At 69.4% G+C, this 11577-nt stretch carries 9 protein-coding genes; 4 read left to right on the forward strand and 5 right to left on the reverse strand.

Going from position 1 to position 11577, the window contains the following annotated elements; all coding sequences use genetic code 11:
* From VIM19_03585 to VIM19_03605, 5 genes are all read right to left on the reverse strand, one after another.
* Positions 1-893 (reverse strand): LCP family protein (locus VIM19_03585; protein HEY5183989.1); only part of this gene is annotated, 893 nt, incomplete at its 3' end.
* A 154-nt stretch (positions 894-1047) separates the two neighbouring features.
* Positions 1048-3231: an alpha-galactosidase gene (locus VIM19_03590; protein HEY5183990.1), complete on the reverse strand. Its 2184-nt coding sequence runs from the start codon at positions 3229-3231 to the stop codon at positions 1048-1050.
* 38 nt (positions 3232-3269) lie between these two features.
* Positions 3270-4181 carry a carbohydrate ABC transporter permease gene (locus VIM19_03595; GenBank protein HEY5183991.1) on the reverse strand — a complete coding sequence of 304 codons (912 nt, stop codon included), beginning with the start codon at positions 4179-4181 and terminating at the stop codon, positions 3270-3272.
* A complete protein-coding gene (locus VIM19_03600) occupies positions 4178-5149 on the reverse strand; it encodes a sugar ABC transporter permease (protein HEY5183992.1) in 972 nt (323 codons plus the stop codon). The genes VIM19_03595 and VIM19_03600 overlap by 4 nt, the downstream gene beginning before the upstream one ends.
* Positions 5150-5199: 50 nt before the next feature.
* Positions 5200-6552 (reverse strand): ABC transporter substrate-binding protein, encoded by a 1353-nt coding sequence (locus VIM19_03605; protein HEY5183993.1) that lies wholly within the window; start codon positions 6550-6552, stop codon positions 5200-5202.
* A 240-nt stretch (positions 6553-6792) separates the two neighbouring features.
* Between VIM19_03605 and VIM19_03610 the strand changes: the two genes are divergently transcribed.
* The 4 genes from VIM19_03610 to VIM19_03625 form a co-directional block, all read left to right on the forward strand.
* Entirely contained in the window at positions 6793-8856 is a 2064-nt protein-coding gene (locus VIM19_03610) for a beta-galactosidase (protein ID HEY5183994.1), read from the forward strand.
* A complete protein-coding gene (locus tag VIM19_03615; GenBank protein HEY5183995.1) occupies positions 8857-9714 on the forward strand; it encodes a DeoR/GlpR family DNA-binding transcription regulator in 858 nt (285 codons plus the stop codon). It abuts the gene before it with no gap.
* Positions 9711-10841: a galactose-1-phosphate uridylyltransferase gene (gene galT, locus VIM19_03620; protein ID HEY5183996.1), complete on the forward strand. Its 1131-nt coding sequence runs from the start codon at positions 9711-9713 to the stop codon at positions 10839-10841. The genes VIM19_03615 and galT overlap by 4 nt, the downstream gene beginning before the upstream one ends.
* Positions 10842-10915: 74 nt before the next feature.
* On the forward strand, positions 10916-11577 hold a 662-nt coding region (locus VIM19_03625; GenBank protein HEY5183997.1), incomplete at its 3' end, for a galactokinase family protein.

Genomic DNA, 11577 nt, shown 5'->3' on the forward strand with positions numbered 1-11577 from the left:
CCAGCGTCTGTGGTGATCTCCTGGGCCACCGCGGCGGCAATCGTCGGGGCCATCAACGGCAGCGACGGGGTCAGCAGCTTGTGCACGAACGCGTCCGCGATGACCTGCTGGCGGGTCACCCGCTGGAGGTCGCTGGCACCCGGGTCGCGGTACCAGCCCTGCTGCGGCGTGTAGACGTCGGTGTGCCGGGAGCGGGCGAAGGCCAGCGCAGTCTTGCCGTCCATGTGGATGCAGCCGGCCGAGGGCAGCAGCAGGTGCGACTCGGTGTCCCTGGTCGGCACCGGGATGCGGATGTCCACCCCGCCGACAGCATCGGTGAAGCGCCCGAAGGCGGTGAACCCGAGGCCGATCACATGGTTGATCGGGACGCCGGTGATGCCTTCCACCTCGTCGACCAGCGCCTGGACGCCATCGCTGAGGTAGATGACGTTGATTTTCTCGCCGTACTTCGGGACCCAGGTGTCGCGCGGGATCGACAGGTAGCTGATGGTGCCGGTGTTCGTGTCCACCGAGAGCACCACGATCGTGTCGGTCATGTCGTCGGTACCACGCGCCTTGAGGTCCGGCACGCCGTACTTGATCGCGTCGGCCATGGTCATGTCGTGGCTGCCGGTGGTGAAGACCATGAAGGTCACCACGCCGTGCAGCGGCGCCGGCAGGGCCAGCCCAGGCTTGGCCGCACCCGCGTTGGTGCCGGCACCGGTGGCCACCGGGAAGTGCTTGATCTGGCTCAACGCGTGGTTGACCCGCCAGGCCTGGACGCCGAGGCCGGCACCGGCCACGAGGGCGAGGGCCATGACCCCGATGAGCACCCGCCGCCACACCCGGCGACGGCGACGCGCCGGCGGCCCGGGGGAGGCGTCGGCCACCTCGACATCCGCGCCAGCCGCCACCTGCTGCTCCTCATTCCCACGCCGACTCGATCGCGGATGGCAGCCCGTGGCCAACCGCTTCCTATGACGAAACAACGCGCCACGCCGGTCTCCGGTTCCCGACCACGGCCTGGCTGTCGCCCGCACTAGGGTAACCGGCGATCGCCTCAGGCGATCATTCGCGCGAGCCGCGAAGGTGCAGCACGACCGCCTGCGCCGGGACCAGGAGCGGAGCCGGCAGTCCGACCCGGTCGAGCACCGCACCGGTCGCGACTGTCCGGCCGGCTGTCCACCAGCCCGGCTGCGACGGCGCCAGCCCCCACCCGGTGCCGGCCTCGTCCCTGCGCCGCACCTCGTAGCGCAGGTCAGGGTCCAGGCCGGGGAAGCACAGCCGCCCGGGCAGGACGTCCGCGGACGTGGTGAGCCGGACGTAGCCGAAGACGGCCTCCCGTCCGTCCCGGGCCACCACGCCGTGCAGCCACGCGCCCGGATCCGGATGGTCGGCTCGCACCACGTCGCCGGTGTGCAGCAGCCCGCGTAGCTCGCGGTAGAGCCGCGCCCACGCGCTGAGCTGGGACACCTCGCCGTCCGTGCAGCCCGTGACGTCCCACTCGATGCCCGCGTGCCCGAACAGTGCGGTGAGACAGCGAAAGGACAGCTCGGATGCCCGGCCCGTGGTGTGCGCGACGGGAGGGCCCACGTGGCTGCCGACCAGCTCGGGTGGGAGGAGCAGGCCGGTCCAGCGTTGGATCGCCTGGCGCTCCAGCGGGTCGTTGGTGTCCGAGGCCCAGACCCGGTCGGTGTGCTCCAGGATGCCCAGGTCGACCCGGGCGCCTCCGGACGCACACGACTCGATCTCCAGCCCGGGGTGCCTTCGGCGCAGCTCGTCGAGCAGGGCGTACGTCGCCGACGTCTGTACGTGCACGCCCGCGCGTCCGCCGCCGCCCGGTGACGGATCCCGGTGCACCGCCTCGTGCAGGTCCCGGTTGTGGTCCCACTTGAGGTAGGCCACGCCGATCTCGCTGACCAGGGCGTCGAGCCGCTCGAGCAGATACGCCGCAGCCTGCGGGTTGGCCACGTCGAGCACCAGCTGGCGCCGCCACGACCGCGGCGTCCGCTCAGGGGTCACGAGCAGCCAGTCCGGGTGCTGACGAACCAGGTCGGAGTCGGGGTTGACCATCTCCGGCTCGACCCACAGCCCGAACTCCATGCCCAGGGCCCGGACCCGGTCGGCCAGCGGCCGCAGCCCCTCGGGCCACACCTGCGGGTCGACGTACCAGTCCCCCAGCCCCGCGCTGTCGTCACGGCGCCCCAGGAACCAGCCGTCGTCGAGAACGAACCGCTCCACGCCGATCCGGGCGGCCCGCTCGACCAGGGCCGTGAGCCGGTCCAGGTCGTGGTCGAAGTAGACCGCCTCCCAGCTGTTCAGCACGAGCGGGCGAGGACTCCGAGGATGATTCGACCGGGCCCGGAGCCACCGGTACACCCGCGTGGACGCGGTGTCGAGGCCGGCGTCGGACCAGGTGCCCACGACCCAGGGCGTCGTGTAGCTCTCCCCGGTTCCCAGTCGGATCTCTCCGGACTGCAACAGCTCGCCGCCTCCGATGACGGACGCGCCACCAGCCCCGGCACCCTCCGGGAGCCGGTCTGCGAGGTGGACCTGGTTCCCGCTCCAGGCGACGTGCACGCCCCAGACCTCACCGCTGCGGAAGCCGAACCCGGGCGTTCCCGCCACCAGCAGCAGCGGGGCGTCGTGGCCGGTCCGGCCGCGCCGCGAGGCGCGCAGCCGGGTGCCGTGGTGGAACGGCTGGCGCTGCGGACTGCGCTCTCGGCACCACTTGCCGGTGAGGTCGAGGAGCTCACCGGCGGTCGCGGGCACCGGCAACAGGACGTGCAGGCCGTCGAGCGTGTAGCCGCCGTCGGCGGTGTTGGTGACCGTGTGACGAACGCGCAGCAGCCCCGAAGGCTCCATCCGCAGCTCGCAGTCGAGCGCCAGGCCCGCGTCGACGTCCACCCCACGGCAGGTCAGCCGCTGATCGTCCTGCTCGCCCCGACCCAGCTCGACCTCGCCCACCCGGTGCAATCGGGGGAAGACGAGGGCACTGTCCCGGTGCCCGGCGAGCCCGGGATACCCAGACCAGCCGTCCGCCTCGCCAGGGACCAGCGTCAGCGGCCACGGCTCGTCGAGGCTGCTGGGCGCGACCGCGGGACGCAGGTCCGAGACCAGGCGCCGGAGGTCGTCCTCGCCCAGGTCCCCGGGGTCGGCACCCCAGTGCAGGACCCGCGGCAGCTCCGGCCCGGTCACGTCGAGCAGCACCCCCACACCCGCGGCACGCAGAAGCACTGGCGTATCGGTCATGCCCTCGTTCCTCGTCTCGCTGGCCAAGAAGCGACGGCTCAGCCCTTCGTCGAACCCAAGGTCAGACCGGCGACGAACTGCTTCTGCAGCAGGAAGAAGATCACCAGAACTGGGATCGCCACGATGACTGAGCCGGCAGCGACCAGGTTGAGATCGGTGAAGAACTGACCGCGTAGGTTGTTCAACGAACTAGTCACTGGGAACTTGTTCCCGGACTGCACCAGCACCGTGGCCCAGAAGAACTCGTTGTAGATCCAGGTGACCTCGAGTACGGCGAGCGCAGCCAACGGCGGCCGGCAAAGGGGGAGCGTCAGTTGCCAGAACTGCCGCCACACGCTGGCGCCGTCCACCATGCCCGCCTCGTAGAGCTCCTTGGGCAGGGTCTTCATGTAGTTGCTCAGCACGAAGGTACAGAAGCCGGTCTGGAACGCAGTGTTGACCAGGATCAAGCCATACAGACTGTCCAGCAGCAAGCCCGAGTCGCTCATCCACAGCGGCAGCGGGATGGCTCGGTACAGGCGGAACAGCGGGATGAGCAGCGACTGCTGGGGCAGCAGGTTAGCGGCCGTGAACAGGCCCAGCATGATGATGTTGAAACGGAAGCTGAACCGGGCGAGCACGAAGGCTACGCACGCGGAGAGGAACAGGGTGATCAGCACCGCTGGCACCGTGATGTACACCGAGTTGATGAAGTGCCGGGTGAAGTCACCCTGCGCCCAGGCGTTCTTGTAGTTCTGCAGCGTCCAACCACCGAAGGAGACGTAGCCGTGGATCGAGGTGTAGGCGTAGTCACGGAAGGAGTTGAGCACCGCCCAGGCGATCGGGAAGAGCCAGGCGAGCGCGATCACGGCAAGGAACACGTGCAGCAGCACCCGGACCGGCGTCAGTTTGCGACGGCGCCGCGGGACTCTCGTTTGAGCGTCGGCCGGGGCCTCCGTCACGGCGGTCATGACTTGTCCTCCCGCATCACGGTGGCCAGGTAGATCGAGATGAACACCAGCGAGACGAGGAGCATGAAGGTGGCCAGCGCTGAGCCGAACCCGATCCGGCTGGCCTCCCCGACCACGTTCTGCGTGACGAGCGCGGAGATCAACTCAAGACCGTTGCGCCCGTTGTTGATGACCCAGACCAGATCGAATGCGCGCAGCGCCTCGATCACGGTGATCACCAAGACGATGATGTTGATCGGGCGCATCACGGGGAAGACCACACGGAAGAACGTCTTCGTCTGGCTCGCGCCGTCGACGGCGGCCGCCTCGCGCAGAGTGGGGTCCACACCTTTCAGCCCGGCGAGGTAGAGCAGCATGATGTATCCGACATGGCGCCAGCTCGCGGCGACCAGGACGGACCAGATGTTGATGTTGGGATCGCCATACCAGTCGATATGGGTACCGAGGACCGCGTTCAGCAGCCCCTGGTCGGTGGAGTAGAACAGCTGCCAGATGAAGCCCACAAGGGCGAGCGACAGCACGACGGGCAGGTAGATCGCCGTCTGGTAGTAGCGGCTCCCCCTGATCTCCTTGTCGAGCAACACAGCGAGGAACATGCCGAACGGCGTCGCCACGAAGAACAACACTGCGAGCCACAACAGGTTGTGCTCGACTGCCGGCTGGAACGGCGGGTAGATCGTCACCACGTCGTGGTAGTTCTTCAGCCCCACCCAGTGGATGGTGTCGAGCCCACCGATGCCGTTCCAGTTGGTGAACGACAAGGCGACCGTGGAGACCGCGGGCAGCCATACCAGCCCGATGACTAGCAGCAGCGGGATGGAGACCATGAGGACGACCACGATGCGGTCCCGGGTGGTCAGCCGCCGAAGCTTGCCCCGGCGGGGGGTGCCGGCTGAGGCGGCACCCCCCGCCGGCCCGGCCTGGGTCCGTCCTTGGTCGACAACAGGAAGTTCTGCACCCGTCGCCATGGCGGTCTCCCTATCCTCGTCGCAGAACCGGGCCTTGGGCGGGGTCAGTCTCAGCTTGTGAAGATCGACTTGGCCTGAGCCTCGATGCTGTTCGTCAGACCATCGATGTCCGAGGGGTTCTTGATGAACGTCTGCAGGGCCGGGATCATCACGGTGGAGGCAAAGTCCGGTCGGGTGTCGCGGTCAAGGAACTGGGCGATGCTCTTTGCCGACCCGATCAGCGCCGCCGCCTTCTTCTGCACGTTGTTGTAGAAGGAGGTGTCGGCGTTGCTGTTGGCGAGCACGTCCGAGGTATCGGTCTTGCCGTAGGTGGTCGCCGCCTCCGGCGTGCCCAGGTAGGCCAGGAACTCCTTCGCCGCGGCCTCGTTGCTCGGCTTCTTGGCCATCATGAAGCCGTCGATGGGGGCGTCCAGGGCGTCCGACCCGATGGCCGGGTCGATCTCCGGGAAGGTGAAGAAGTCGAGGTCCTTGCCCTGGTCGACCTGTTGGGACACGAACGATCCGAGCAGGTACATCCCCGCCTTCTTCTGCTGCAGGGTCTGAGCGGCCTCCTGCCAGGTCCGACCCAGCGAGGCCGTCTGGTGAAGCGGAAGAAGCCCCGCCCAGGTGTCGAAGACCTTCTTCACCTTGGGGTCGTTCCAGGCCTGCTTGTGCGCCATCAGGTCGATGTGGAACTGGTAGCCGTTGATGCGCATGTTGAGGATGTCGAAGGTGCCCATGGCGGGCCAGCCGTCCTTGTCGGCGAAGGCGATCGGAACCAGGCCGTCCTTCTGCATCTGGGCACCGAGCGTCTTCAGTTCGTCCAGCGTCTTGGGGACCGTGTAGCCGTGTTGGCTGAACACGGACGGCCGGTAGAACACCGCCCAGGGGTAGTTGTAGATCGGGACGAAGTACTGCTTGCCGTCGTCGCCGGTCGACGCCTTCTTGAAGGCGTCGCTGAAGCCGGTGAGATTGCTCCACACATCGCTGACGTCACCCACCAGGCCCTGCGCGGCGAAGAACCGCATCCGGTAACCGGCGAACCAGGTGAATGTGTCGTCGGGCTTGCCCTGCAGATAGTTGTTGATGTTCTGCTGAAATGTGTTGTGGTCGACGGTGTTGACCTTGACCGTGACCTTGGGGTTCTTTTGCATATAGGCGTCCACGACCGCCTGCATGGCCGCCTTCGGGATCTTGTCCGAGTAGTTGGAGCCGAAGGTCAAGGTGCCGGAGGCCGGCCCAGACGACGCAGCGGTCGAGGGACTCGACGAGCTGCCGCAGGCGGCGAGCAGGCTCGGCAGGCTGAGGGCAGCCCCGACGCCGAGCGCGCCCTTGAGCAGCGAACGACGCCCGAAGGGAGTAGCGAGGGCCGAGGGCGGAGTCATGCGGGCCAAGAACTCCGACTCGGACTGGGGACGGCTCATGGTGCCTCCTTAGGGCACAACTGAAGTGAAAACTCGAACAGAACCGAACACGACCTGTTCACGTTGGGCACACACTCTCGGTCGGCCACATTCGTTGTCAAGAGTCGTTTCGCCTGTGTAACCGAAACGAGTCCTGCCACGATCGCCATTACCGCCGAGTCGATAGTTGCGCTCGTTGATCGCCATCGATCTGTTCGTTTGTGTTGACTTCGACAGGGATCGAGGACACTCTCAGTTCCCGTGACCACCGGTGACGCCCCCAGTCCCCAGCCAGGCACCGGAGAACCGGCGCGCTGGCCGCTCGCCGGCCTCGCGTTCGGCGGCGACTACAACCCGGAGCAGTGGCTGAGGGAGACCTGGGTCGAGGACGTGCAGCTGATGCGCGACGCTGGGGTCACCTTCGCCACGGTCGGCGTCTTCTCGTGGGCACTGCTGCAGCCGACACCCGATCGCTTCGACTTCGACTGGCTCGACGAGGTGCTCGACCTACTGCACGGGGCCGGCATCGCCGTCGACCTGGCCACAGCCACGGCCTCCCCTCCGCCGTGGCTGTCCCGGTCACGCCCCGAGATCCTTCCGGTGGACCGGTCCGGCAACCGGCTGTGGCCGGGCAGCCGTCAGGCCTGGTGCTCCAGCTCGCCGGTGTTCCGCGAGCACGCGCTGGCGCTCGTCGAAGCCATGGCCCTGCGCTACCGCGACCACCCGGCGCTGGCGATGTGGCACGTGTCCAACGAGCTGGGCTGCCACAACGCACACTGCTACTGCGACGTGTCGGCCACCGCGTTCCGGCGTTGGCTGCGGCTGCGGTATGGGGCCATGGACCGGCTCAACGAGGCATGGGGCACCCAGTTCTGGAGCCAGCACTACGGGGACTGGGAGGAGATCCTGCCGCCCCGCCAGACCACCACGGGTCCCAACCCCACGCAGGTGCTCGACTTCGCCCGGTTCTCCTCGGACGAGCTGCTCGACTACTTCCGGGCCGAGCGGGACCTGCTGCACCGGCTCAGCCCGGGGGTGCCCGTCACCACGAACTTCATGGTCACCTCGCACTTCTCGGCGCTGGACTACGCGGCCTGGGCGCCCGAGCAGGACCTGGTCAGCCAGGACCACTACTTGGACGGCCGGCTCGACGACCCGGTCGCGGAGCTCGCGTTCTCCGCGGACCTGACCCGCGGCCTAGCGCGCGGCGGCCCGTGGTTCCTCATGGAGCACTCCACGAGCGCGGTGAACTGGCAGCCGGTGAACTACGCCAAGCCACCCGGGCAGCTGATGCGCAACAGCCTCGCGCACGTGGCCAGGGGCGCGGACGCCGTGGGGTTCTTCCAGTGGCGGGCGAGCCGAGCCGGGGCTGAACAGTTCCACTCCGCGCTAGTCCCTCATGCAGGCACCGACACCAAGGTCTGGCGTGAGGTCGTCGAGCTCGGGGCGCTGCTGCGGCGAGCGGCTGACGTCGCCGGGACCAGGGTCCAGGCGGACGTCGCGATGCTCTTCGACTGGCAGGCCGGCTGGGCCTGCGACCAGGGCAACCATCCCAGCGATGCCGTCCGCTACATCGACCAGCCGCAGGCGCTGCACCGCGCGCTCTGGCAGGCGGGGGTCACCGCCGACGTGGTCGGCCCGGGCGTGGATCTCGGCGGCTACTCCGTCGTCGTCGTCCCCACGCTGTATCTCGTCGACGACGGGACCGCGGAAGCGGTACGAGTGTTCGTGGAGCGCGGCGGGCAGGCCGTCATCACCTACTTCTCCGGCATCGTCGACCCGGACGACCACGTGCGCCTCGGCGGGTACCCCGGAGCGTTCGCCGACCTGCTGGGCGTCCGCACCGAGGAGTTCTTCCCCCTGCAGCCGGGCGCCCGGCTACCCCTCCAGGTCGCCACGGACGACTGGCCGGGCACCGACGAGTGGACCGGCTCGGTCTGGTCCGAGCTGACCCACCTTGTCGGCGCGCGGGCCGTGGCCACATATGGCGCCGGTCCGCTCGCCGGATCTCCCGCAGTGACCCGGCACGCGGTCGGCGAGGGCACCGCCTGGTACGTCGGAACCGCACTCGACGACGCGGCGCTTCCGGCGCTGCTCGCAGTGGTCTGCGAGCGGGCGGGCGTCCGCCCGCCAGCGGCGGCTCCGCCCGGCGTCGAGGTGGTCCGCCGCAGCGGCAGCGGGCGCTCCTTCCTGTTCGTGATCAACCACTCCCCGGCCCCGGCCCAGTTGAGCGCCCGTGGCCTCGACCTGGTCTCCGGAGTACGGGCCGACGGCACCCTGGAGCTACCGGGTGGCGCCTGCGCGGTGATCAGGGAGGAGCCGTAGGTGCTCGCGCGGCAACGTCAGGAGCAGATCCTCGAGCGGGTCCAGAGCACCGGGGGCGCCCGGGTGTCGGACCTGGTCGGGCTGCTGGGCGTCTCGGACATGACCGTACGGCGGGACATCGCAGCCTTGGCCAGACGGGGGCTGGTCGCGCGGGTGCACGGCGGAGCCACCGCGATCGGCGGCCGGAGCACCGACGAGCCTGGTTTCGCGGTCAAGTCCGGCATGCAGACTGAGGAAAAGGCCTCGGTCGCTGTGGCTGCGGCAGCCCTCGTCGAACCCGGTGACAGCGTCGCACTGTCCGGGGGCACGACCACGTACGCCGTCGCCCTTGAGCTGCTGGGGGTGCCCGACCTCACCGTCGTGACCAACTCGGTACCGGTGGCCGAGGTGCTGCACGCCTCGGCCCGGCCCGACCTGACCGTCATCCTGATCGGCGGCGTGCGGACGCCGTCGGACGCCCTCGTCGGTCCGGTGGCCGTCACGGCGCTGAAGACCCTGCACGTCGACTGGCTGTTCCTGGGCGTGCACGGGATGGACGAACGGGCTGGGCTCACCACCCCGAACCTGGTGGAGGCGGAGACCGATCGCGCCCTGGTGGCGAGCGCCCGTCAGGTCGCCGTGGTGGCCGACAGCACCAAGTGGGGCGTGATCGGGCTCAGCTCCATCGGACGGCTTGAGGACGTCGACGTCCTCGTCACGGACGAGGGCATGAGCCCGGAAGCGCAGCGCGTGGCCCGGTCCCGAGTGGGCCGCCTGCTCATCGCCCCGCGGGTGACCGCGCTGACCAGCTACCGCGCCACTGGATCCGGCCAGCACCGGGCGATGGGAGGCTCCGGAGACAGGCAGCGCTCGCCATGACCCGGCTCGCAGGCGGTCGCGTCAACCGCGCGTCGGGGCTGCTGGCCGACGGGCGGGAGATCGTCTACTTCGACGACACTGAGCCGTTCCTGTCCGGAGCCCCCCGCCACGTGGCGGACACCCGTCAGCTGCCCGCGCTGCGGGACGGTTCCACCCTGCGGTACGACGTGCTCACCGGGGAATGGGTCGCGATCGCGTCGCACCGCAACGAGCGCACCTACCTGCCCCCGCAGGACCTGTGCCCGTTGTGCCCGACCGGTCGGGGCAGCGAGCCGTCCGAGATTCCGCCGTCCGACTACGACGTCGTCGTCTTCGAGAACCGGTTCCCGTCGCTGACCACCCACGTCGACAGCCAGCCCGGCCTGGTCGACGGTGAGCCGCTATTGCCGGAGCGTCCTGGCTTCGGCCGGTGCGAGGTGGTCTGCTTCACCGCCGACCACGACGCCTCGTTCGCCTCGCTCACCCCAAAGCGGGTCCGGACCGTCATCGAGGCGTGGGCGGACCGGACCCAGGAGCTGTCCGCGATGGACGGGGTCGAGCAGGTGTTCTGCTTCGAGAACCGCGGCGAGGAGATCGGGGTCACGCTGCGCCATCCGCACGGGCAGATCTACGCCTACCCGTTCGTGACCCCTCGTACGGAGCGGATGCTTGACCAGGCGGCCGCCCATCGGCGGGCCACCGGGGGCAACCTGTTCCGCGACGTCCTGGACGCCGAGCAGCGGGCCAAGACCAGGGTCGTGCTCAGCGGCGAGGCATGGACCGCGTACGTCCCCGCCGCGGCCCGCTGGCCGTTCGAGGTGCACCTGGCTCCGCACCGCGACGTCCCGGACCTGGTCGCGCTCGACGACGGCGAACGCGAGGAGCTCAGCGCGGTCTACCTGGAGCTGCTCCGCCGGGCCGACCGCTACTACGAGGGAGTCCAGGCGTTGCCCTACATCGCCGGCTGGCACCAGGCCCCCGTTCGGGAGCGTCGCGACCTCGGCCGGCTGCACCTGCAGCTGTTCTCGGTGCTGCGGGCCCCGGGAAAGCTGAAGTACCTGGCCGGGTCGGAGTCCGGCATGGGTGCCTGGATCAACGACATCACCCCGGAGCGGATCGCCGAGCGGCTGCGCGAGGTCGCCTCGTGAGCCAGGTCAGTACCTGGTACCCCCCGCCCGACGCCACCCGTGCGGCTCAGTCGGTCGCCGATGCGTTCCGACGGCTGCGCGGGCAGCAGCCGACCGGCGTATGGGCGGCACCCGGTCGGGTCAACGTGATCGGTGAGCACGTCGACTACAACCAGGGCCTGTGCCTGCCGTTCGCTCTGGAGCACCGGACTTTCGTGGCCGTGCGGCCGCGCGACGACGACCGGGTGAGCGTGTGGTCCGCGCAGGAGCCCCTCAGCTGGGAGGGATCCCTCGACGAGATCACCCCTGGCGCTGTACCCGGCTGGGCGGGGTATGCCGCCGGGGTGCCGTGGGCGCTGCGGGCAGCAGGGCACGAGGTTCCCGGGCTCGACATCGTCGTGAACGGTCAGGTGCCCCGCGGCTCCGGGCTGTCGTCATCCGCCGCGCTGGAGTGCGCGGTCGCCGTCGCGCTCGACGAGCTGGCCGACCTCGGCCTGGGCTCGGACGACGTTGGGCGGGCCCGGCTCGCGGCCGTCTGCGTCCGGGCGGAGAACGAGATCGCGGGCGCGCCGACCGGCGGGATGGACCAGGCGGCCGCGCTGCGCGCCCGCGCGGGACATGCCCTGCTGCTCGATTGCCGAGACTTCAGCGTGCGCCACGAGCCCTTCGACCTGGGCGCGCACGGGCTGGCGCTGCTCGTGATCGGCACCCGGGCCCGGCACGCCCTTGTGGACGGCCAGTACGGCGGCCGCCGCTC

The organism is Actinomycetes bacterium, assembly GCA_036510875.1.
GTDB lineage: Bacteria > Actinomycetota > Actinomycetes > Prado026 > Prado026 > DATCDE01.

What these genes read in the sequence shown, in the direction of transcription:
- galT (HEY5183996.1), top strand. Translation starts at nt 9,711, where the DNA reads ATGACCCGGCTCGCAGGCGGTCGCGTCAACCGCGCGTCGGGGCTGCTG.
- VIM19_03595 (HEY5183991.1), bottom strand. Translation starts at nt 4,181, where the DNA reads ATGACCGCCGTGACGGAGGCCCCGGCCGACGCTCAAACGAGAGTCCCG.
- VIM19_03590 (HEY5183990.1), bottom strand. Translation starts at nt 3,231, where the DNA reads ATGACCGATACGCCAGTGCTTCTGCGTGCCGCGGGTGTGGGGGTGCTG.
- VIM19_03600 (HEY5183992.1), bottom strand. Translation starts at nt 5,149, where the DNA reads ATGGCGACGGGTGCAGAACTTCCTGTTGTCGACCAAGGACGGACCCAG.
- VIM19_03605 (HEY5183993.1), bottom strand. Translation starts at nt 6,552, where the DNA reads ATGAGCCGTCCCCAGTCCGAGTCGGAGTTCTTGGCCCGCATGACTCCG.